Source organism: Polynucleobacter sp. JS-Mosq-20-D10 (assembly GCF_018687755.1).
Lineage (GTDB): Bacteria > Pseudomonadota > Gammaproteobacteria > Burkholderiales > Burkholderiaceae > Polynucleobacter.
Window position 1 is genome coordinate 1,117,314 of the sequence record NZ_CP061305.1, and the last position, 21,338, is coordinate 1,138,651.

Sequence of the window (21,338 nt, forward strand, 5' to 3'; positions counted from 1 at the left end):
TGTAAGTAATTCTTATTTTGAAAGGGCGGCAACAACGGCATTGCCCATTTCAACGGTAGAAACTTTCTTTGTACCTTCGGTGTAGATATCGGCTGTACGTAAACCTTGAGATAAAACCTTTTGGACAGCCGCTTCAATACGATCGGCTTGGGCAGGCAAACTCAATGAGTAACGCAGCATCATGGCAGCAGAAAGAATAGTTGCCAGTGGATTAGCAATACCCTTACCTGCAATATCGGGTGCTGAGCCGTGACTTGGTTCGTACAAGCCTTTATTATTTTTATCCAAAGAAGCGGATGGCAACATGCCAATTGAGCCCGTCAACATTGAAGCTTCATCCGAGAGAATGTCGCCAAACAAGTTGCCAGTCACCACCACATCAAATGCCTTAGGTGCCTTAACTAATTGCATGGCAGCGTTATCAACATACATGTGCGATAACTCAACATCTGGATAATCTTTGCCAACACGAATCATGACATCACGCCACAACTGCGAAGTCTCCAAAACATTGGCCTTATCCACGCTACATACCTTTTTGCTACGTTTACGAGCTGCTTCAAAAGCTACACGGCCAATACGCTCTACTTCAGGCTCGCTGTAATGCATCATGTCGAAACCTTCGCGTGCACCCTTAAATAAAGGCAATTCAGAAGTACGAATACCACGTGGCTGACCAAAATAGATATCGCCATTCAGTTCACGAATAATCAATATATCCAGACCGCTAACAATTTCAGGCTTCAAGCTTGATGCGGCGGTAAGCTCGTCATAGCAAATAGCAGGTCTAAAATTGGCAAACAATTCAAGATGCTTGCGCAAACCCAAGATGGCTTGCTCTGGACGGAGTTCACGTGCCAAGGCGTCATATTTCCAGTCGCCCACAGCACCAAACAATATAGCGTCCGCTTTTTTAGCAAGCTCAAGAGTCGCAGGAGGCAATGGATGCCCAGCAACATCATAAGCAGCGCCTCCAACAGGCGCTGTCTCCAGGTCAAATTTAGGGCCGAGCGCGTTTAATACCTTAACGGCTTCAGCAACGATTTCCGGGCCGATACCATCGCCCGGTAGGACTGCAATTTTCATGAAAAGGCCTTTAACTCTATAAAACTACGGCAGTTGTGTAGCAAGCCAAGGCATCTTGAGAATGCGCTCAGCTTCGTAAGCCTTGATTTTATCTGCATGTTGCAGGGTTAAGCCAATATCGTCTAAGCCGTTGAGCAGGCAATGCTTTCTGAATGGCGCCACATCAAAGCTATAAGCGGTTCCATCAGGGGAGATAACTTGCTGGGCCTCTAGGTCAATTGTGAGCTGAAAGCCACTAAAAGCCAGAGTTTCATTAAATAAATGGTCTACCTGCAACTCCGAGAGAGTGATCGGTAAAAGCCCATTTTTGAAGCAATTGTTGTAAAAGATGTCCGCAAAACTAGGGGCAATGACCGCTCTAAAGCCATACTGATCTAATGCCCAAGGTGCGTGCTCACGGGAGCTGCCACAGCCAAAATTCTTACGAGCTAGCAAAATACCAGCATCTTTATAGCGGGGCTGATTTAAAACAAAATCTGGATTGATTGGGCGTGTACTGCAGTCTTGACCAGGCTCACCATGATCGAGATAACGCCACTCATCAAATAAATTCTGGCCAAAACCCGTTTTCTTAATTGATTTTAAGAACTGCTTTGGGATGATGGCATCGGTATCTACATTTTCGCGATTAAGCGGAGCTACCAAGCCTTTGTATACCGTAAATTTTTCCATAGTGAACTTTGTGATGATTGTTGTGAACTTACTTCACTGGGGTTACAACAACATCTTTCCCTTGAGTTTGGGACTGATTGGATGTGTTGGAATTTTTGCTTCCGCCCATAGAGTTGCCCATGGTTTGAAGATCTTTACCAACACCTTCCATTGTGTTTGCGCAAGCAGATAGGATGATGCCGATAGCAGCAACTATCATCAATTTTTTAATCATTGTGAAAGAAGACCATTTAAACACTGTAACTCCTTAAGAAATCTTACGAACATCAACAAAATGACCTTCAATCGCAGCAGCAGCAGCCATTGCTGGGCTCACTAAGTGCGTTCTCCCACCATTACCTTGGCGACCTTCAAAGTTACGATTTGATGTGGATGCACAACGCTCACCAGGCTCAAGGCGATCCGCATTCATTGCCAAACACATAGAGCAGCCAGGCTCACGCCATTCAAAGCCGGCAGCTTTGAACACACGATCTAAACCTTCGCGCTCAGCTTGAGCTTTTACTAATCCAGAACCAGGAACAACCAGCGCCAACTTCACATTAGCTGCCACCTTCTTGCCTAGACGATCAACCACCTTGGCGGCAGCACGAATATCTTCAATACGGCTATTGGTACAAGATCCGATAAATACTTTATCTACGGAGATATTGCTTAATGGCGTGTTGGGCACAAGACCCATGTATTCAAGCGCACGCTCCATTGCAGAACGCTTGTTTCCATCGCGCTCTTTTTCGGGATCGGGAACGCGCTCACTAATGGCTAACACCATTTCCGGCGAAGTCCCCCAAGTCACTTGAGGAGCAATTTCTTCTGCACGAAGCTCAACCACAGCATCAAACTGGGCATCTGAATCTGAATGTAGGGTGCGCCAGTATTGCAAAGCATGAAGTAAAGCCTCGCCTTTAGGGGCGTAAGGTCTACCTTGAATATATTCGATCGTGGTTTCATCAACCGCTACAAGTCCAGCGCGAGCACCTGCTTCAATGGCCATATTGCAGATAGTCATGCGACCTTCCATGGACAAGCTACGAATAGCTTCGCCTGCAAACTCAATGGTGTAGCCAGTTCCACCTGCAGTGCCAATCTTGCCAATCACAGCGAGCACAATATCTTTCGCAGTAGAGCCTGGTTGAAGGCGTCCATCCACCCTAACCAACATGTTGTTGCTTTTTTTCATCAGCAAAGTTTGGGTGGCTAATACATGCTCAACTTCAGATGTCCCAATACCAAAAGCTAGCGCACCAAAGGCGCCATGCGTACTGGTATGTGAATCACCGCAGACCACTGTCATACCCGGCAAGGTTGCGCCTTGCTCTGGTCCAATGACGTGAACAATCCCTTGGCGGGTATCGTTCATTTTATATTGCGTAATACCAAAGGCATCACAGTTTTGATCTAGCGTATCTACTTGCAACTTAGATATAGGGTCAGCAATCCCTTCAGAGCGATCCGTTGTGGGAACATTGTGATCTGAAACAGCCAGATTGGCAGAGATTCGCCATACTGGACGGCCAGCTAAATTAAGCCCTTCAAAAGCCTGAGGGCTTGTGACTTCATGCAATAACTGACGATCTATATAAATCGTGGCCGTGCCATCTTCCTCGGAATAGACGACATGGTCATCCCACAATTTGTCGTAAAGCGTACGTGACATGAATACCCTCGAGAACTTGTTATTTGCGAACAGAAATGTTGGGAACCTTGCGTGAAGTTTCTCCAACATATAGCTGACGTGGACGGCCAATCTTGTACTCAGGATCAGTAATCATTTCTTCCCACTGAGCAATCCAGCCCACTGTTCTCGCTAAAGCAAATACGCAAGTAAACATTTCGGTTGGGATGCCCAAGGCGCGCTGAACAATTCCAGAGTAGAAGTCTACGTTTGGATAGAGCTTGCGGCTGACAAAATATTCATCTTCCAAAGCAATCTTCTCAAGAGTCATTGCCAATTTAAACAATGGATCATTTTCCAGACCCAGCTCTTTCAATACTTCATGGCAAGTTTCACGCATCAGTTTTGCACGTGGGTCGAAGTTTTTGTAAACGCGATGCCCAAAGCCCATCAAGCGAACGCTAGAGTTCTTATCTTTGACTTGAGCAATAAACTCATGAATCTTATCTACACCACCACTAGCCTGTATTTCATTCAACATCTCTAAGCAAGCTTCGTTTGCACCGCCATGAGCCGGCCCCCAGAGACAAGCAATGCCAGCAGAGATAGCAGCAAATGGATTAGTACCAGAAGAGCCGCACAAACGCACTGTTGAAGTAGAGGCATTTTGTTCATGGTCAGCATGCAGGGTAAAGATGCGATCCAAGGCGCGTACCAATAATGGATTGACCTTGTACTCCTCGCAAGGTGTTGCAAACATCATGCGCATGAAGTTGGCTGTGTAAGACAAAGAATTATCTGGATAGATAAATGGCTGCCCTACGGAGTACTTATAAGACATTGCAACCAAGGTTGGCATCTTGGCAATCAGACGAATCTGCGCAATTTCGCGTGCCTTAGGCTGACTGTAATCAATTGCGTCATGGTAGAAAGCTGCCATCGCACCAACCAGGCCAGTTAATACAGACATCGGGTGCGCATCGCGACGGAAACCGCGCAGAAAGAATTGCATTTGCTCATGAACCATCGTGTGATGCATGACCAAATTCTCGAAATCTTTTTTCTCGGTAGCATTTGGCAGCTCACCGTTAATTAGAAGATAGCAAACTTCCAAGAAGTCACAGTTGTGTGCAAGATCTTCAATTGGGTAGCCGCGATAGAGTAACTCACCTTTATCGCCATCGATATAAGTAATTTTGCTATTACAAGAAGCTGTTGATAAAAAACCTGAATCGTAAGTGAACTTGCCAGTTTGACCATAAAGTTTACGAATATCAATTACATCAGGGCCGACTGTACCTTTGTATATTGGCAAGTCGATATCTGGTGTGCCATCCGAAAACGATAATTTTGCCTTGATGTCCGATTCAATCATTTCTAATCCTTAGTCATTCAAATTGATGATTACTTCATTATGTGATCACGCATCTAAACTACAACTACAACACTATGCTGAATTATTTCTGTCTCAGCTTTTGTAAAACCGCCTTAAAAGAGTCATCTTGCGACTCTTTTTCCAATCCCGCCACAGAATCCTTGCGACCAATTAATAGGTCCATCAAGTCATTGTCTTCTAAAGCAAATAACTGGCTCAATACTTTTCCATCTTCTACACTCAATTGAGAGCCATAACGCTCAAAAAAACGCTGCAGAATCAGATCGTTTTCAAGCAAACCCCTGCGGGCATCACTCTTTAAACGATATAACTCTGCATTACCGAGGGTCATACCGCCCTACGGACCATCAACTCCTTAATCTTTCCAATTGCTTTGGTCGGATTTAGATGCTTAGGACAAACGTCTACACAGTTCATGATGGTATGACAGCGGAATAAGCGGTATGGGTCTTCCAAGTTGTCTAAGCGCTGCGCCGTATCTTCATCTCGGCTGTCTGCAATAAATCGATATGCCTGGAGTAAACCAGCAGGACCAACAAACTTATCTGGATTCCACCAGAAAGATGGGCATGAAGTTGAGCAGGAGGCACACAAGATGCACTCATATAAACCATTCAACTCTTCACGCTCTTCAGGGCTCTGGAGACGCTCTTTCTCTGGGAATGGATTGTCATTAACCAAGTAAGGTTTGATAGACAGATATTGCTTAAAGAACAAAGTCATATCCACAATCAAATCACGCACCACTGGTAAACCAGGCAAGGGGCGCAATGTAATGACTTTAGGCAAGGTCAACATATTGGTCAAGCATGCTAATCCATTCTTACCGTTAATGTTCATAGCGTCCGAACCACAAACACCTTCACGACATGAGCGGCGATAGGAAATGCTTTCATCCTGTTTCTTTAAGGAAATCAAGGCATCCAACAACATACGCTCGCCAGTTAATTCAAGCTCATAGCGCTCCATACGTGGCGCAGCATCGACATCTGGATCGTAGCGGTAAATTTCAAATACACGGATATCACTCATTTTTAATTTCTCTTCGCTTAGAAAGTACGTTCTTTAGGAGGGAAAGACTCAACAGTCAATGGCTTGAGGACGACCGGTTTGTAGTCCAAGCGGTTACCTTCGCTATACCAAAGCGTGTGCTTCATCCAGTTGTCATCATCACGATGTTGATGATCATCATGTGAATGCGCACCACGACTTTCTTTACGGGCAGCCGCTGAAATCATGGTCGCATTTGCAGCTTCAATTAAGTTCGCAACTTCTAAGGCTTCGATACGTGCTGTGTTAAAAATCTCAGACTTATCCTTCAGCCATAAGTGCTTAGCGCGCTCAGTTAGCTTAGCCATTTGACGAACGCCTTCATCCATCAATTCTTGGTTACGGAATACACCAGCATACTTCTGCATAGTCTTACGAATATCGTTTGCAACATCTTGCGCATATTCACCAGAAGTCGAGTTATCAAGAGCAGCAATACGAGCCAAAGTTTGCTCGCCAGCATTTGCAGGCAAGGGTTTGAATTCGCGCTTCTTAAGATCCATGGCAACAATATGGTTACCTGCAGCACGACCAAATACCAACAGGTCTAGTAATGAGTTGGTGCCCAAACGATTTGCGCCATGAACAGATACACAAGAGCACTCACCAATAGCATACAAACCATTAACGATGTCATTATGTTTGCCATTGCCTGGCACAACAACTTGACCATTGATGTTGGTGGGAATACCGCCCATCTGATAGTGAATAGTGGGCACAACAGGAATCGGCTCTTTAGTAACATCGACGTTAGCAAAGTTGATACCGATTTCGTAAACCGAAGGTAAACGCTTCATGATAGTCTCGGCACCAATGTGCGTTAAGTCGAGAACCACATAGTCACCATTCGGACCACAACCGCGCCCTTCTTTAATTTCCTGATCCATGCAGCGTGATACGAAATCGCGTGGAGCTAAGTCTTTATAGGTAGGTGCATAACGCTCCATAAAGCGTTCGCCATCTTTATTGCGCAAGATGCCGCCTTCACCACGACAACCTTCTGTCAACAACACCCCTGCACCAGCTACGCCAGTTGGATGGAATTGCCAGAACTCCATGTCTTCCAATGGAATGCCTGCGCGTGCAGCAAGGCCCATGCCATCGCCAGTATTAATAAATGCATTGGTAGATGCATCCCAAATACGACCAGCACCGCCAGTAGCCATCATGACGACTTTGGTTTCTAAAATATAAACTTGGCCCGTTTCCATTTCGAGCGCAGTAACCCCAACGACATCACCCGCGTCATCACGAATCAAATCGAGAGCTAACCATTCAACGAAGAAGTTTGTTTTTGCGCGAACGTTTCGCTGGTACAAGGTGTGCAACATGGCATGACCAGTACGGTCAGCTGCAGCGCAAGCACGCTGTACAGGTTTCTCACCATAATTGGCTGTATGTCCACCAAAAGGACGCTGATAAATAGTGCCGTCTGGATTGCGGTCAAAAGGCATGCCGAAGTGTTCAAGCTCATAAACAACTTTTGGAGCTTCGCGACACATAAACTCGATCACATCTTGGTCGCCCAACCAGTCTGAACCTTTGATCGTGTCGTAAAAATGATAGTGCCAGTTGTCTTCACTCATGTTACCGAGTGAGGCACCGATACCGCCTTGGGCAGCAACGGTATGTGAACGTGTTGGGAAAACCTTAGTTAATACCGCAACATTCAGGCCGGCTTCTGCTAACTGCAAAGAAGCACGCATACCTGAACCACCTGCACCGATAATTACCGCGTCGAACCGACGGCGTGGTAACACTTTTTTAATCGCGGTCATTGAATTACACTTTCCACAAAATTTGTACGGCATAGGCCGCACAGGCTACAAGATACAAAACAGTTAACACTTGGAGTGTTAAACGAATGCTGACAGGCTTGATGTAATCCATCCAGATATCACGAATACCGATCCAAGCGTGATAGAACAAGCTGATGAAAAATAGTAGCGTCAACAGCTTCATGAATTGGTTACTAAATAAGGCAGCCCAACCCTCATAAGTTGCACTACCGGTGATGCAGTAATCCACCAAAAGAACGATCGTAAAAACTACCATCACAATGGCTGTGGCACGCTGAATAATCCACTCTTTTAGGCCGTAATGGGCGCCAACAACTAAACGCTTGGGTCCAATTTGATAAATAGGCATTCGATTTCCTTAGTGAAGAAGTGCTTAATAGAAGCCAAAAAGTTTGAGGCCAACAATCGCAGTTAAAACAAGGCCTAAGAAAAATACAAAGATCGCAGAGCGGTTGGCATCAGCTTTTTCAACCCCAATCTCTAAATCCAACAAAAGATAGCGAATTCCGGCACAGAAATGGTGCAAAAAGGACCAAATTAAGCCTAGAAGGACAATTTTTACTAGCGCATGACCCGTAATTGCCTGAAAGGTTTGGTAGCTCATCTCAGAAGCTAAGCTTTGATCTAAGAGATAAAGCAAGAATGGCAACATCAAGAACAGTGACGCTCCGCTGATGCGGTGAAGAATGGAAACTTTCCCAGCCCAAGGAAGGCGGTACTTGATTAACTGAGCAAGACCAATGTTTCGGTAAACGGGTCTATCTTTTTTTACATTTTGCTGTGCGTCAACCATGGGTAATCTCAATCTTTCGGTGGAGGTTCAGTGTGGTTTTGTTGTATTGCAACATATTCTATTAGAAACCTGGGGGTGGCGGGGACTTTTTAGCGTTTAAAGGGGTTAAAAACTGGTTTTTACTGATTTTGAGTGTACTACCTAGTTCAATTTATTGTCGTAATGCTGCCCATCAGTGTCATATCTTGCGCGTCGAATTTCTACTGGTTTATTCCCGTAGGTGAAAGCCACACGTTCAATAGAAAGTAAGGCGGCGCCCTCGGAAACTTGTAGGTATCTTGCAAGTTCTAGGTCCGCCAAGATGGCCTTAATTTTTTCCTCCGCCCGAACCATATGCGTGGCATATTCAGACTCATAAAAGGCATACATCGGGCCAGTCCAAGCATTGAGCATCTCTAAATTTAAGCCTTTAAAGCGAGCCTCTGGTAACCAAATTTCTTCAAAAACGATTGGTCGACCTGCAGAGCTTTGCACTCGGTCGATCCGAATAATCGAATCTTCTGGCTTTAGCTTAAGTAACTGAGCAATATGGGGATCAGACCGGATGTTCTCACAGGCTAAAAACTGGTTTTTGAGGTGTAACTTCTCACCAGAATCAGGCTCTAAACGCAAAAAACGATATTGAAAGTCTTCCTCTTGGTGGGTTGCCACAAAGGTACCTTTACCCTGGCGACGTATTAGCAAGTTTTGGGCAGCTAACTCATCAATAGCCTTGCGAACAGTCCCCTGACTCACCGCATATCGCGCTGCAAGCTCCATCTCGCTGGGGATTGCATCACCAGGCAACCATTCGGAGGCCTGCAAACTCGCCAGAATCATGGCTTTAATTTGCTCATAGAGCGGGCTAAATGAGGCAATGGGTTCGGATGTAAGGGGCAAATTAGCTCCAGGACAGCTGATGTTGGATAAAATTGAGGCTTATCTCATATCTTATATAAGACATGATTGACAGTGTAAATGGAAAGTCCATACACTTGAATGGATAATAGAAAAAATAGTTAATTAACCTCAACTGGAGTTATTAGTAATGGCAAAAGCCCCAATGCGTGTTGCAGTCACCGGTGCAGCCGGTCAAATCGGATATTCCCTACTCTTTCGTATTGCCAATGGCGACTTATTGGGCAAAGATCAGCCAGTTATCCTTCAGTTACTAGAAATTCCAGACGAAAAAGCTCAAAAAGCCCTGGCTGGCGTGATGATGGAGCTCGAAGACTGTGCTTTCCCCCTATTGGCAGGCATGACAGCCCACTCCGACCCAATGACAGCGTTCAAAGATATTGATGTTGCTTTGTTGGTTGGTGCACGTCCACGTGGCCCAGGCATGGAGCGTAAAGATTTACTCTCAGCCAATGCACAGATTTTCACAGCGCAAGGCAAGGCATTGAATGCCGTAGCTAAGAAAACAGTCAAAGTGTTGGTTGTTGGCAATCCAGCAAACACGAATGCCTATATCGCCATGAAATCTGCACCAGATATTCCTGCGAAGAATTTCACAGCAATGCTCCGCCTAGATCACAACCGCGCGCTCTCACAATTAGCTAACAAGCTGAACAAGCCAGTTGCTGATATCGAGAAACTCGTTGTGTGGGGCAACCATAGCCCAACAATGTACCCAGACTATCGCTTTGCCACCATCGATGGTAAGTCTGTCAAAGACAGCATCAACGATGCAGCATGGAATAAAGATACCTTCATTCCTACAGTTGGTAAACGTGGCGCTGCCATTATTGAAGCCCGTGGCCTATCTTCTGCAGCATCTGCAGCTAATGCAGCAATTGATCATGTGCGCGATTGGGTTCTCGGCACCAATGGTAAGTGGGTCACTATGGGTATTCCATCTAAAGGCGAATACGGCATTCCTGCTGAAGTAATCTATGGTTACCCAGTGATTTGCGAAAACGGCGAATACAAGATGGTGGAAGGTTTGGAAATTGATGAGTTCTCTCGCGAACGCATGAATCACACGCTGAATGAATTGCTTGAAGAGCAAGCTGGTGTTAAGCATCTTCTCTCATAAGGATTTATGCACATGAAGCAAACTCTTCTCATCGCTAGCTTAGTTGCAGCCGCCCTTTTAGGATCCGCCCCAGTCACTGCTAGCGAAGAAGTATCCACTTGGACTTGTAGCGAAAGTAAGCAATTCAAAACTTCCGGAACAACTGAAACGGTTCGCCTGACTTGGGAATCTAAAACGTTTGACTTGAAGCGCGAAAATTCCCTTCCAGGAAGCTTGCGTTATAAAAATGCCGCTACTGGACATGATCTTGTAGTGTTGGGCAATAAGGCAATGCTATTTAATATTAAGTCTGGAACTCGCCTTGCTGATTTCTGCCAAACAGCAGAAATGAAGACTGGTAAGCTCCCGCACTTGTTTGCAAATTCAGAGCCCTTTGTACAGAACTAAAAGTAATGCTTCATAGTAAAAAAGCCGAGACATTCTCGGCTTTTTTATTTGTATCTTTCAGCTTTAAAGCTGACTGAATTTGCTTAATGAAACAAGGGTTGCTGTGTCGGCGCATCGTCTGGCAACTCAGCATGCACAGCATCACCAGATCGGTCTGGGAACAGCGGCGCACCACAGTCATCGCAAAGCTCTGGGTCAAAGAGCATGGCATGACGGAAGACGTCTTCAACACCAGCATTACGAAGCGCATCTGCAATGCGCTTCATGGGACTTTCATCATCAGACAAATCATTGAGCGCATCGTTGGCAACACTCTCGCGATCATACAAGGGCCAAATCACTCCGTATACAACTTCAGAAGAACCTTTTAAGCTAAAAGAAATTCGATACTCATCAGCCTGATCCTCGCCAAAAGCCCCAACTACGCAGGACAATCCAGCAGGCATTACTCCGAGAGTGCTCTCAAGAAAATTCACAGCGGCTCGAATACTCAGTGGACGCACTTGTTTATCCGCTAATCGACAGTTTGTGAAATACGCCTCTGGCAATAAGAGCTCAAACTCGCAACCCGGCAAGAGCGCAGCGATAGGTTCCTGCATCGCGTTTTGCCAGCCAATTAAGCTTACGCCACGCTCTTGATGTGCTGGCACCTCAGCTTGCCAACGGAATAATGGCATCCCAGAAGGAGCGGCAACGGCGGCGATGATAAAGCGTGGATCGGCTAAAACCGCAATGGTCTCTGACATATCGCGCAGCTCTAACTTAACCTCACTAGCGGTAATAGCGGCGCTAGCTAAAGCCTCGGTTAGCAAACGTGTTTGGCAGTGGGAGTGCGGCATTTGATCAATACTGTATAGCCAGGGAACAATCGCTAAGCGTGTGTCCGTAGAAGCTATTGAGTTATGCAATGCCGCGGCAGTAGATTCAATCACATTCGCCGGCAATGCCCCAGAGGGAATCTGATAGCGGGTGTGGGCAACGATTGGCAAAGCCAATAGCAGCACATCCCAATTCTGACCCTCATTCTCCATCACTAAGGATTCAGCCAGCGTCTCAGCACAATCCGCAAGCACCTCAAATGCTAGCGTATTAATGCGAAACGTTTGATCTAAGGAAGCATCAATCACATTTTGATTTTGACTTCTCAGAAGACGCATTAAGCGAACATTTAAGCGCTCCTCCCAAAATTGGTCTTCAATATGACTGCCAGAAGCCGCCAAAGAGATAGCATCTGCTACTAGGCGCTCAACATCTGGTGAAGTGCGTTGCGAGGATTTAGTGCGATGAACAGCCATGGTGCACCCTCCTACTTTCTCTCGGGACGTCTAAATAACGGTTTTTCTGGTTTAGATTCGGAGGCAACATATTTGTAACCATCCAAATTAAAACCCTTCAAATCTACGGGATCGGTGATCCGGTTTTCAACAACATAGCGAGCCATCAATCCCCTAGCTCGCTTAGCGTAGAAGGAGATAATTTTGTATTTACCATCCTTACCGTCTTGGAATACCGGAGAAATCACCGGGCAATCCAAGTTTTTGGCTTGCAATACCTTGAAATATTCTTCAGAAGCTAAATTGAGAAGCACAGGCTTCTTTTGTTGTTCCAACAACTTCTTTAGTGAGTCAGTCACACGTTCGCCCCAAAAAGCGTATAGATCCTTGCCTCGGGCATTTTTAAAGGAAGTGCCCATCTCCAAGCGGTAAGGCTGCATTAAATCTAGGGGGCGAAGAGCGCCATATAAGCCTGACAAGATACGAATATGATCTTGCGCAAAATCCATGGCTTTGTTATTCAGTGTCTTTACGTCAAATCCGTCATAGACGTCGCCATCAAAAGCATAAATAGCCGGTTTGCTATTGGCATCCGTAAATTTCTTGGACCAATCACGATAACGACCCACATTCAATGCGGCCAACGGGTCAGAGAGACCCATCAGATCGGCGACCTCCTGAGGCGAGAGCTTCTTTAGATCAGCTATCAACTTGGCCGATTCCGAGACAAACTCTGGCAAGGTTGAAGCCTTGACCTTGACTGGGGTTTTGTAATCTAGGGATTTTGCGGGTGAAAGGACGATCAACATGGCACAATTTGAAGATGAATTTCTACCATTCTAGCGACTACCTCCCTTATTTGCCCTAAACCGCCTGCATGGACCAAAACCTCGCCCTAAGCCCAGACTTTCCAAGTCGCCTACCCAAGGTGGGCACAACCGTATTTACGATCATGTCAGCCCTCGCTGCAAAGCATCAAGCCATTAATTTAGGGCAAGGTTTTCCAGACTTTTCATGCGATCGAAAGCTCATATCCGAGGTTCATGAGGCAATGCTGGCTGATCATAATCAATATCCACCTATGATGGGAATTGCTGAGTTACGCCAGGGTGTGTCAAAAAAAATATCGACTTTATACGGTCATGAATATGATCCCGATACAGAGATCACTATTACTGCCGGCGGCACCCAAGGAATCATGACGGCTATTTTGTGCTGCGTCAGTCCAGGCGATGAAGTTGTCATCATTGAACCCGCCTACGATAGCTATCGCCCATCAATTGATCTAGCGGGAGGCAAAACGATTGCCGTATCTTTGACTGCCAATCGCGATGATCAAGGAATGGTGAGTTCTTTTTCAATACCCTGGGATGATCTAGCAAAAGCAATCAATACAAAAACGCGGCTCGTTATGATTAATACACCGCACAATCCAACTGGCATGGTGTGGCAGGCATCAGATCTTGAGCGCCTGGCAAATTTAGTCAAAAATACGAATGCGCTGATCTTGAGCGATGAGGTCTACGAACACATGGTATTTGATGGACATCAACATATTAGTATTGCAAGTCACCCTGAATTAGCAGCGCGTAGTTTTCTGATATCCAGTTTTGGCAAAACCTATCATGTCACCGGCTGGAAGATGGGCTATGTAGCAGCACCTGCAGCGATGATGAAAGAGTTTCGTAAGGTCCATCAGTTCAACGTATTTACCGTGAACACGCCAATGCAATATGGTCTTGCCAAATACCTCAAGAATGCAGATCACTACTTAGGATTACCATCCTTTTATCAAGCTAAGCGGGATTACTTTAGCCAAGGTTTGCAGCAAACCAAGTTCAAGTTACTACCAGCTCCAGCAAGCTATTTTCAGTGCGTCAATTACACCAAGCTGGGCATCCCCCAGGCTAAATTAAGCGAAGCAGATTTTTGCTCCTGGCTAACCACCGAGATTGGCGTAGCAGCCATTCCGGTCTCTGCTTTTTACGCTAAGCCAGTTGAGTCAGGCGTGATCCGTTTTTGTTTTGCTAAAAAAGAAAAGACGCTTTCAACCGCATTAGAGCGTTTACAAACCCTGTAGAAAAGGAATTAATCGTGGCGATAAGCAAATCTAATAAAGACATCATTGACGTTTATAGCTGGCCAACGCCAAATGGACATAAGGTTCACATCATGCTCGAGGAGTGTGGCTATAAGTTAGGTAAAGACTGGATTGCCCATCCAATTGATATTGGAGCTGGAGATCAGTTTAAGAAAGAATTCTTGGCAATCAGCCCGAATAACAAGATTCCAGCTATAACCGATCCAAATGGGCCCGACGGCAAGCCCATCCATCTATTTGAATCTGGCGCAATCTTGCTATACCTAGCAGCCAAAACGGGAAAGTTTTTACCTAAATCTACCCGAGGCAAATATGAGGTGTTGCAATGGCTCATGTTCCAAATGGGCGGCCTAGGACCACTTTTAGGGCAAAACCACCACTTTCGAATCTACGCCCCAGAGAAAATTGATTACGCAATTAACCGTTATACCAATGAAGCTAAGCGCCTGTATGGAGTAATAGACCATCAATTGAAAGATAATTCTTATATTGCCGGCAAAAGTTACTCCATAGCAGATATTGCCATCTTCCCTTGGACGCGTAACTGGAAGAATCAAGGTATTGATATCAACGAATATCCTCATTTCAAGCGTTGGTTTGAAATGATTGGTGAACGCCCTGCCGTTAAGCGTGGCGTTGAAGTATTAACTGCATTGCGTAAGCCCTTGCACGATGACAAAGCAAGAGAGCAATTATTTGGTTCATCACAGTATCAAAAAAGGAAATAGCATGAAGATTCAATCAGTCGGAGTCATTGGGGCGGGTACGATGGGCAATGGTATTGCGCAGGTCTGCGCAGTTGCCGGTCTTGATGTCGTCATGGTTGATATCAGCGATGCTGCTGTTGAACGCGGCTTAAATCAAATTAGCAAAAGCTTAGATCGCTTAGTGAAAAAAGAAACGCTCACCAATGAGGATAAAGATGCTGCACTTAAACGCATCCAAGGTGGAACTTCATATACCGAACTCAAGGGACTTCAACTAGTCATTGAGGCTGCTACCGAGAACCAAGCAGTCAAAGAAAAGATTCTGAAGCAGGTTGATGAGATCGTCGGCAAAGAAACTATTATTGCCACCAATACTTCTTCACTATCCATTACCAAGCTTGCTGCCTTAGATTCCAATCCCGGCCGTTTCATTGGTATGCACTTTTTCAATCCGCCACCGATGATGGCATTGGTTGAAGTGATTCGAGGCTTGCAAACCTCAGACACAACCCACGCCGCCATTATTGAGATGGCCAAACGGATTGGCAAAGAGCCCATCACCGTCAAGAACTCTCCTGGCTTTGTAGTAAACCGTATTTTGTTGCCAATGATTAACGAAGCTTTTTTTGTCCTGCACGAAGGCCTTGCTAGCCCCGAAGATATAGATGCCGGCATGAAATTGGGCTGCAATCAGCCGATTGGTCCACTCGCTTTAGCCGATTTAATTGGTCTCGATACATGCTTAGCTGTTATGGAAGTCTATTTTGAGAACTTCAGTGACTCTAAGTATCGCCCTTGCCCACTGCTGCGCGAGATGGTTGCAGCTGGTTACCTCGGTCGCAAGTCTGGACGCGGCGTCTATACCTACGATCAATGATTTTGCAATTCACCATTCACCCTTCACCAACCTAGATAAAGAAGTTTTTGTGAACCCATTACCCCCTCTAGTTACTAAATTAGCCTATGCCGGCCTAATTCCTTTTATTGGTCTCGCACTGATGGTGCAGCTAGCTCCAACCCCACTCAATTATTTAAGTGCTGAGTCGCTAGCTGGTTACGGGGCGGTGATCACTGCATTCATGGGTGCCTTGCATTGGGGCGCCAATCTACATACCCTAGGCAAAATACCCCGAGGCGATCGGTGGGGAGATCGCAACGCATGGATCTGGGGCGTAATACCTGCATTAGTTGCCTGGCTTGCACTACACATTTACATACCAGTTGGCCTCGTCATCTTGGCATCAGCATTAGTGATTCAGCGTAATATTGATAAAGAAACTTATCGATATTACTTTTCCAATGAAGCAGCGCTTCATGCATTCATCACCTTACGAAATCGACTTACATTAGTTTCTGCTGGATGCTTAATTTGGGCAGCGTTGGTTATTTTGTTTGTACAGAATTAAACCAGCGCTGATGGGCAATCTATTTGATCAAGCACCTCCGCCACCATTAGCGGAAGTCTTGCGCCCACAATCCATAGAAGAAGTAATCGGACAGACACATCTTCTCGCAGCTGGTAAACCACTTAATCTCGCATTTGGATCAGGTAAGCCACATTCGATGATTCTCTGGGGCCCTCCGGGAGTTGGCAAGACCACTCTGGCAAGACTTTCAGCAAAAGCCTTTGATCGAGAATTTATTGCAATTTCAGCTGTGCTTGCCGGAGTAAAAGAAATTCGCGAGGCTATTGAGCAAGCCCAACAGAACATGTCTCAATATGGCAGACAAACTATATTATTTGTTGATGAGATTCATCGATTTAATAAAAGTCAGCAAGATGCTTTACTACCCCATGTTGAGTCTGGATTATTTAACTTTATTGGCGCCACAACTGAAAACCCCTCATTTGAGGTGAACTCAGCCCTGCTCTCACGCGCACAAGTCTATGTGCTGAAATCATTAAATGCTGAGGAGCTTAAGCAGTTGTTTGATCGAGCATGTAATTATGCGATGCCCGATATTCCTTTTGAACCAAATGCAATTGATAGTTTAATTTCTCAAGCAGATGGTGATGCTAGGCGTTTGCTGAATCTAGTTGAGCAGTTGCACAATGCTGTCTCAACACCAAACTCTCGGATTCTTAAAGTAGACCAGCAGTTTATTGAAAACGCTTTAACAGTCCAGGCACGTCGTTTTGATAAAGGCGGAGACCACTTTTACGATCAAATATCTGCTTTACATAAATCAGTGCGCGGCTCTAATCCTGATGCTGCGCTGTATTGGTTTTGCCGGATGCTGGATGGCGGTGCAGACCCTCGATATCTTGCACGCAGAATTATTCGCATGGCCTGGGAAGATATTGGACTTGCCGATCCCAGGGCGATGCAACTTGCTAATGATGCAGCTCAAACTTTTGAGCGGCTTGGTTCACCGGAAGGTGAATTAGCGCTAGGTCAAGCCGTTGTCTATTTAGCGATCGCCGCCAAAAGTAATGCAAGCTATCAAGCGTACAACGCGGCAAGAGCTTATGTTGCTAGCGACCAAAGTAAGCCTGTACCTAACCATTTACGCAATGCCCCAACTAAACTCATGAAAGAGTTGGGTCACGGTAAAGAATATCGTTATGCACACGATGAGCCACATGCCTATGCGGCTGGAGAAACCTACTTACCCGATGGAATGGCAGAGCCCCATTGGTACCAACCGGTTGATCGGGGCTTAGAAAGTCAGATTGCTGAGAAAATGGCTTTCTTGCGGAAGTTAGATGAGGAGTCGAAATAGAGATGACTCAAGATCAAGCAGACGAAAAACGGATTAAAGGGACGCTCTACTACGACATCATTTCCCCATTTTCATATTTTTATATCAAGCAACGCCATCGCCTAGAAAAACACGTAGACATACAACCTGTGCCCATCTTATTAGGCGGCCTACTCCGCGCGACCGATAACCGCGGGCCTGGGGAGATAGAAGCCAAACGCCCCCATACTTATCAATATTGCGTATGGCTCGCTGAAAAGTTAGGTCTACCTTTTCGCTTTCCAGAACACCACCCTTTTCTTACCGTTGCAGCACAGCGTCTGCTAGTTGGGCAAGATGCACAATGGAACATGGTTGAGCGCGCGTTTGAGTATGTTTGGGTAGAAGGTAAAGATCCCAATTTATCTTGGCCAGAGTTTTGCCAATACCTTGGCTTAGCAGAAGACACTCCAAAACCAGATACGCCAGAGGTTAAAGTCAAGCTAATTAGTAATACAGAAAGGGCAAAAGCTGATGGTGCATTTGGTGTGCCAACCCTTGTTATCAATGGTCATGCTTTTTGGGGTGTTGACACCATCGATTGGGCCTTAGATTATCTAGATAGGCCGAATATGTTTAAAGATGTGGCTTATCGCTATGCTGGTCAAGTCCCCTCTGGGCTTTGAGCAATACAATCTGATTTACCCTATTTTCACTCGATTCTTAAGGACACCCAGTATGCGCAAAATTATTGCTTCCCTATTTTTAGTTTCCAGCCTCATTGCTAGTGGCGCAAGCTTTGCCGGGCCTAAGGTGGAATTTAAAACCACCATGGGCAATTTTGTTGTTGAGCTTGATTCAGTCAAGGCCCCAAAAACTTCAGCCAACTTTTTGAACTATGTCAATAGTGGTTTTTATAACGGGACTATTTTTCACCGCGTGATAGATGGCTTCATGATTCAGGGCGGTGGATTTACTCCGGACTTGACCCAAAAACCGACTAATGCGCCTGTGGTTTCAGAAGCTCAAAATGGTCTTAAGAATCAAACTTACACTATCGCTATGGCGCGTACTTCTGACCCCGATTCAGCAACAGCCCAGTTTTTTATTAATGTTAAAGATAATGAGAGCTTGAATTATCCAAATGCGATGGGTAATGGCTATACCGTTTTCGGTACAGTTATTTCCGGCACTCAAACAATTGATGCTATTCGCAAAATCCCAACAATGGTGGCATCATCGCCAAGAATGGGTCGCATGTCAGACGTACCTAGCAAGACAGTCGCAATTGAATCAGCCACTGTTTTAAAGTAATTTCTACTAGCTTATTTGAGCACTGACGATAGATAGCATGATATTGCTTGATGATGCCCAGAGCACTATGGCAAAGCCGAGCAGTCGCGTGTATGAGCAAGCGCTCCAACTTTGGACGGTCTATCCTCAGTCTAACCATGCTCAGACAATTGCAGCTGTAGATCAATGCCTGCAAGATATTAATAAAGCATTAGTTCAGGGAGAATATGTTGTCGCTGCATTTGCATATGAACTAGGTCTATACATACACAATATAAATGGACTAGCTCAACATGAAAGCAAAGAGCACCCATTAATGCAGGCATGGTCTTTTAAATCCTATGAAAGCTTTAGTAAAGCGGATGTCGATACTTACATTGAAAAAAAGATAGCAACTCTAGATCCCGAAGCTCAAGTTGCAGGAGTGGCTAATCTTGTTTTTTCCGTAAACCAAGAGAAGTTCACCTCCGATATCCAGACTATCCAAGAGTACATTCGTAATGGCGACACTTATCAAATTAATCATACCTTTCGGATTACAGGTGAAGCCTATGGTGACCCTCTCTCTTTATATGCACGATTAAGGAAGCGGCAGCCAGGAAGATTTGGCGCATTTATTGCGCAAGACTCGAACTTTATATTATCCCAATCACCCGAATTATTTATTCAGAAGCAAGGCAATACATTAAAAGCTATGCCGATGAAAGGCACTGCTAGCGCATTAAACGATACAGCCGAGCATTTATCAGCAGATACAAAGAATCAAGCAGAAAATGTCATGATCGTTGATTTATTACGTAACGATCTGAGTCGACTTGCCTTACCGGGAACGGTCACCGTTCCCAAGCTATTTGAGGTGACTCAGTACGGTGATGTACTGCAAATGACATCTACAGTTCAAGCTGAGATGCAGCCTGAAATGAAATTGAGTGACGTGATCAATGCGGTATTTCCTTGTGGGTCTGTAACGGGCGCCCCAAAAAAACGCAGCATGGAGATCATTCAAGAATTAGAACCTCAAGATCGAGCCTACTATTGTGGTGCCTTGGGCTGGATTGATCCTAGTGGTGACTTTGCGTTTAGCGTTCCTATCCGCACCCTTGAAATGAATCATGATGCAAAAACACATACCTCACTCTTTTCTTTAGGCATAGGCGCCGGCATTACGATTGACTCTGAGCCTGGGCAGGAGTGGGAAGAATGCCAAATTAAAGCTGCGTTCTTGAGCAAGTTACCCAGTGAACTGGGATTATTTGAAACTATCTTGGTCCGCAAAGGTCAGGCTCAACATGTTCAACTTCATTTAGCACGCTTAGCCAGTTCTGCTTTAGCTCTTGGCATACCCTGCTCGGTGCCGGACATCATGAAAATGATTGAGATTGGGTATAAAAACTGCTCAATAGATACTGAGTATCGGTTGCGCTTGGATCTCGATCATCTAGGAATCGCAACTTATCAAATAACACCCATCAGCCCACTAGAAGGATCGGTAAAAATCTTTTGGGCAAGGGATATTCTGCCCGATTCAAATATGGCCACACTTTACTCTGGCAATATTTTATTGAGACATAAGATAAGCACTCGAAATCTCTATGACCAAGCCTGGAGATTGGCAGAGGGCCTTACTGGCTTTGATGCCCTTTTTACCAATGAGCAAGGCTATGTCACTGAGGGTGGAAGAAGCAGTGTTTTTGTAAAATCTGGAGATAGCTGGCTAACACCCCCCGTCTCAGCGGGTCTGTTACCGGGGGTGATGAGATCAATCATATTGAATGATCCTCAATGGAATGCCCATGAGGTCAACCTGACTATTGATGATATTCAGAATGCAAAAGAGATTATGCTTAGCAATGCTTTACGCGGTCTCATCCCCGCTCATTTTTAGAAAGTCCGCATGAAGTTTTGCTCGCACTGTGCAGCACCCATCAGCATCAAGATTCCTGCGGATGATTCGCGGGAACGCCATGTATGCGACTCTTGCGGAAGTATTCATTATTTCAATCCACGTAACGTAGTTGGCAGCATCCCCGTCTTTGGCAATCAAGTTTTATTATGCCGTCGCGCCATAGAACCTCGCCATGGTTATTGGACTCTGCCTGCTGGATTCATGGAGCTGGGTGAAAGCACCAGTACTGGAGCAGCTCGTGAAACATATGAGGAGGCCGGCGCTATTGTTCAGATGGGTCCGCTCTACTCTCTGCTCAATGTGCAACATGCAGAACAGGTGCATCTTTTTTATCTAGCTTCGATGGATTCGCCAAACTTTCAAGCAGGAGAAGAGAGTCTTGAGGTTGCTCTATTTGATGAGAAGGATATCCCGTGGGATGAAATTGCTTTTCCAACGGTAAAGCAAACTCTTGAGTGGTTCTTTGCTGATCGTGCTGCTGGGGTATTTGATTCTGGCAATGAATTTAGCGTTCGCAGCAGAGACATTCTGCCAGCTGAAAAAATATAAAAATCACAAGC

At 45.4% G+C, this 21,338-nt stretch carries 24 protein-coding genes; 11 read left to right on the top strand and 13 right to left on the bottom strand.

What is annotated here, in order from left to right:
• Window positions 1–12: 12 nt before the first annotated feature.
• The 11 genes from leuB to FD967_RS05835 form a co-directional block, all read right to left on the bottom strand.
• Window positions 13–1,086 (bottom strand): 3-isopropylmalate dehydrogenase, encoded by a 1,074-nt coding sequence (leuB, locus tag FD967_RS05785; protein WP_215325007.1) that lies wholly within the window; start codon window positions 1,084–1,086, stop codon window positions 13–15.
• Between the two features lie 24 nt (window positions 1,087–1,110).
• Window positions 1,111–1,758 (bottom strand): 3-isopropylmalate dehydratase small subunit, encoded by a 648-nt coding sequence (gene leuD, locus FD967_RS05790; RefSeq protein WP_215325009.1) that lies wholly within the window; start codon window positions 1,756–1,758, stop codon window positions 1,111–1,113.
• A 28-nt stretch (window positions 1,759–1,786) separates the two neighbouring features.
• Complete coding sequence (locus tag FD967_RS05795) at window positions 1,787–1,996, bottom strand: hypothetical protein (protein ID WP_251368983.1); 210 nt, start codon at window positions 1,994–1,996, stop codon at window positions 1,787–1,789.
• Between the two features lie 9 nt (window positions 1,997–2,005).
• Window positions 2,006–3,415 carry a 3-isopropylmalate dehydratase large subunit gene (gene leuC, locus FD967_RS05800; RefSeq protein ID WP_215325011.1) on the bottom strand — a complete coding sequence of 470 codons (1,410 nt, stop codon included), beginning with the start codon at window positions 3,413–3,415 and terminating at the stop codon, window positions 2,006–2,008.
• A 19-nt stretch (window positions 3,416–3,434) separates the two neighbouring features.
• Window positions 3,435–4,748: a citrate synthase gene (gene gltA / locus FD967_RS05805; RefSeq protein WP_215325013.1), complete on the bottom strand. Its 1,314-nt coding sequence runs from the start codon at window positions 4,746–4,748 to the stop codon at window positions 3,435–3,437.
• Between the two features lie 82 nt (window positions 4,749–4,830).
• Complete coding sequence (locus FD967_RS05810; protein ID WP_215325015.1) at window positions 4,831–5,100, bottom strand: succinate dehydrogenase assembly factor 2; 270 nt, start codon at window positions 5,098–5,100, stop codon at window positions 4,831–4,833.
• Window positions 5,097–5,801, bottom strand: coding sequence for a succinate dehydrogenase iron-sulfur subunit (locus FD967_RS05815; protein WP_215325017.1), 705 nt, complete (start codon window positions 5,799–5,801; stop codon window positions 5,097–5,099). The genes FD967_RS05810 and FD967_RS05815 overlap by 4 nt, the downstream gene beginning before the upstream one ends.
• 17 nt (window positions 5,802–5,818) lie before the next feature.
• Complete coding sequence (sdhA, locus tag FD967_RS05820; RefSeq protein WP_215325019.1) at window positions 5,819–7,597, bottom strand: succinate dehydrogenase flavoprotein subunit; 1,779 nt, start codon at window positions 7,595–7,597, stop codon at window positions 5,819–5,821.
• 4 nt (window positions 7,598–7,601) lie between these two features.
• The gene (sdhD, locus tag FD967_RS05825; protein ID WP_215304178.1) at window positions 7,602–7,967 is read right to left on the bottom strand and encodes a succinate dehydrogenase, hydrophobic membrane anchor protein; all 366 of its coding nucleotides are present in this window, start codon (window positions 7,965–7,967) and stop codon (window positions 7,602–7,604) included.
• Between the two features lie 24 nt (window positions 7,968–7,991).
• A complete protein-coding gene (sdhC, locus tag FD967_RS05830; RefSeq protein ID WP_215325021.1) occupies window positions 7,992–8,411 on the bottom strand; it encodes a succinate dehydrogenase, cytochrome b556 subunit in 420 nt (139 codons plus the stop codon).
• 141 nt (window positions 8,412–8,552) lie between these two features.
• A complete protein-coding gene (locus tag FD967_RS05835) occupies window positions 8,553–9,290 on the bottom strand; it encodes a GntR family transcriptional regulator (protein WP_251368984.1) in 738 nt (245 codons plus the stop codon).
• A gap of 148 nt (window positions 9,291–9,438) precedes the next feature.
• Between FD967_RS05835 and FD967_RS05840 the strand changes: the two genes are divergently transcribed.
• Together FD967_RS05840 and FD967_RS05845 are read left to right on the top strand one after the other, a co-directional pair.
• On the top strand, window positions 9,439–10,428 hold the full coding sequence (locus FD967_RS05840; RefSeq protein WP_215325022.1) for a malate dehydrogenase: 990 nt from the start codon (window positions 9,439–9,441) through the stop codon (window positions 10,426–10,428).
• Between the two features lie 12 nt (window positions 10,429–10,440).
• Complete coding sequence (locus FD967_RS05845) at window positions 10,441–10,815, top strand: hypothetical protein (RefSeq protein ID WP_215325023.1); 375 nt, start codon at window positions 10,441–10,443, stop codon at window positions 10,813–10,815.
• Window positions 10,816–10,898: 83 nt separating this feature from the next.
• On the opposite strand, the gene FD967_RS05850 is transcribed toward FD967_RS05845, so the two are convergent.
• Together FD967_RS05850 and yaaA are read right to left on the bottom strand one after the other, a co-directional pair.
• Window positions 10,899–12,110: a DUF2863 family protein gene (locus FD967_RS05850; protein ID WP_215325024.1), complete on the bottom strand. Its 1,212-nt coding sequence runs from the start codon at window positions 12,108–12,110 to the stop codon at window positions 10,899–10,901.
• Window positions 12,111–12,121: 11 nt separating this feature from the next.
• Window positions 12,122–12,898 (bottom strand): peroxide stress protein YaaA, encoded by a 777-nt coding sequence (yaaA, locus tag FD967_RS05855; RefSeq protein ID WP_215325025.1) that lies wholly within the window; start codon window positions 12,896–12,898, stop codon window positions 12,122–12,124.
• Window positions 12,899–12,966: 68 nt separating this feature from the next.
• On the opposite strand from yaaA, the gene FD967_RS05860 reads away from it, so the two are divergent.
• The 9 genes from FD967_RS05860 to FD967_RS05900 are packed head-to-tail and all read left to right on the top strand — an operon-like array spanning window position 12,967 to window position 21,327.
• A complete protein-coding gene (locus FD967_RS05860) occupies window positions 12,967–14,169 on the top strand; it encodes a methionine aminotransferase (RefSeq protein ID WP_215325026.1) in 1,203 nt (400 codons plus the stop codon).
• 41 nt (window positions 14,170–14,210) lie between these two features.
• A complete protein-coding gene (locus tag FD967_RS05865) occupies window positions 14,211–14,918 on the top strand; it encodes a glutathione binding-like protein (RefSeq protein ID WP_215327203.1) in 708 nt (235 codons plus the stop codon).
• Between the two features lies 1 nt (window position 14,919).
• Window positions 14,920–15,774, top strand: a complete 855-nt coding sequence (locus FD967_RS05870) for a 3-hydroxybutyryl-CoA dehydrogenase (protein WP_215325027.1) — start codon at window positions 14,920–14,922, stop codon at window positions 15,772–15,774.
• Window positions 15,775–15,823: 49 nt separating this feature from the next.
• A complete protein-coding gene (locus tag FD967_RS05875; protein ID WP_215325028.1) occupies window positions 15,824–16,303 on the top strand; it encodes a DUF3429 domain-containing protein in 480 nt (159 codons plus the stop codon).
• A 10-nt stretch (window positions 16,304–16,313) separates the two neighbouring features.
• Complete coding sequence (locus FD967_RS05880; protein ID WP_215325029.1) at window positions 16,314–17,621, top strand: replication-associated recombination protein A; 1,308 nt, start codon at window positions 16,314–16,316, stop codon at window positions 17,619–17,621.
• Window positions 17,622–17,623: 2 nt separating this feature from the next.
• Window positions 17,624–18,265, top strand: a complete 642-nt coding sequence (locus FD967_RS05885) for a 2-hydroxychromene-2-carboxylate isomerase (protein WP_215325030.1) — start codon at window positions 17,624–17,626, stop codon at window positions 18,263–18,265.
• A 52-nt stretch (window positions 18,266–18,317) separates the two neighbouring features.
• Window positions 18,318–18,893, top strand: a complete 576-nt coding sequence (locus FD967_RS05890) for a peptidylprolyl isomerase (protein ID WP_215325031.1) — start codon at window positions 18,318–18,320, stop codon at window positions 18,891–18,893.
• A gap of 37 nt (window positions 18,894–18,930) precedes the next feature.
• Complete coding sequence (locus FD967_RS05895) at window positions 18,931–20,757, top strand: bifunctional chorismate-binding protein/class IV aminotransferase (RefSeq protein ID WP_215325032.1); 1,827 nt, start codon at window positions 18,931–18,933, stop codon at window positions 20,755–20,757.
• A 9-nt stretch (window positions 20,758–20,766) separates the two neighbouring features.
• Window positions 20,767–21,327 carry an NUDIX hydrolase gene (locus tag FD967_RS05900; RefSeq protein ID WP_215325033.1) on the top strand — a complete coding sequence of 187 codons (561 nt, stop codon included), beginning with the start codon at window positions 20,767–20,769 and terminating at the stop codon, window positions 21,325–21,327.
• Window positions 21,328–21,338: the final 11 nt, after the last annotated feature.

What these genes read in the sequence shown, in the direction of transcription:
- leuB (WP_215325007.1), bottom strand. Translation starts at nt 1,086, where the DNA reads ATGAAAATTGCAGTCCTACCGGGCGATGGTATCGGCCCGGAAATCGTT.
- leuD (WP_215325009.1), bottom strand. Translation starts at nt 1,758, where the DNA reads ATGGAAAAATTTACGGTATACAAAGGCTTGGTAGCTCCGCTTAATCGC.
- leuC (WP_215325011.1), bottom strand. Translation starts at nt 3,415, where the DNA reads ATGTCACGTACGCTTTACGACAAATTGTGGGATGACCATGTCGTCTAT.
- gltA (WP_215325013.1), bottom strand. Translation starts at nt 4,748, where the DNA reads ATGATTGAATCGGACATCAAGGCAAAATTATCGTTTTCGGATGGCACA.
- FD967_RS05810 (WP_215325015.1), bottom strand. Translation starts at nt 5,100, where the DNA reads ATGACCCTCGGTAATGCAGAGTTATATCGTTTAAAGAGTGATGCCCGC.
- FD967_RS05815 (WP_215325017.1), bottom strand. Translation starts at nt 5,801, where the DNA reads ATGAGTGATATCCGTGTATTTGAAATTTACCGCTACGATCCAGATGTC.
- sdhA (WP_215325019.1), bottom strand. Translation starts at nt 7,597, where the DNA reads ATGACCGCGATTAAAAAAGTGTTACCACGCCGTCGGTTCGACGCGGTA.
- sdhD (WP_215304178.1), bottom strand. Translation starts at nt 7,967, where the DNA reads ATGCCTATTTATCAAATTGGACCCAAGCGTTTAGTTGTTGGCGCCCAT.
- sdhC (WP_215325021.1), bottom strand. Translation starts at nt 8,411, where the DNA reads ATGGTTGACGCACAGCAAAATGTAAAAAAAGATAGACCCGTTTACCGA.
- FD967_RS05840 (WP_215325022.1), top strand. Translation starts at nt 9,439, where the DNA reads ATGGCAAAAGCCCCAATGCGTGTTGCAGTCACCGGTGCAGCCGGTCAA.
- FD967_RS05845 (WP_215325023.1), top strand. Translation starts at nt 10,441, where the DNA reads ATGAAGCAAACTCTTCTCATCGCTAGCTTAGTTGCAGCCGCCCTTTTA.
- FD967_RS05850 (WP_215325024.1), bottom strand. Translation starts at nt 12,110, where the DNA reads ATGGCTGTTCATCGCACTAAATCCTCGCAACGCACTTCACCAGATGTT.
- yaaA (WP_215325025.1), bottom strand. Translation starts at nt 12,898, where the DNA reads ATGTTGATCGTCCTTTCACCCGCAAAATCCCTAGATTACAAAACCCCA.
- FD967_RS05860 (WP_215325026.1), top strand. Translation starts at nt 12,967, where the DNA reads ATGGACCAAAACCTCGCCCTAAGCCCAGACTTTCCAAGTCGCCTACCC.
- FD967_RS05870 (WP_215325027.1), top strand. Translation starts at nt 14,920, where the DNA reads ATGAAGATTCAATCAGTCGGAGTCATTGGGGCGGGTACGATGGGCAAT.
- FD967_RS05880 (WP_215325029.1), top strand. Translation starts at nt 16,314, where the DNA reads ATGGGCAATCTATTTGATCAAGCACCTCCGCCACCATTAGCGGAAGTC.
- FD967_RS05885 (WP_215325030.1), top strand. Translation starts at nt 17,624, where the DNA reads ATGACTCAAGATCAAGCAGACGAAAAACGGATTAAAGGGACGCTCTAC.
- FD967_RS05890 (WP_215325031.1), top strand. Translation starts at nt 18,318, where the DNA reads ATGCGCAAAATTATTGCTTCCCTATTTTTAGTTTCCAGCCTCATTGCT.
- FD967_RS05895 (WP_215325032.1), top strand. Translation starts at nt 18,931, where the DNA reads ATGATATTGCTTGATGATGCCCAGAGCACTATGGCAAAGCCGAGCAGT.
- FD967_RS05900 (WP_215325033.1), top strand. Translation starts at nt 20,767, where the DNA reads ATGAAGTTTTGCTCGCACTGTGCAGCACCCATCAGCATCAAGATTCCT.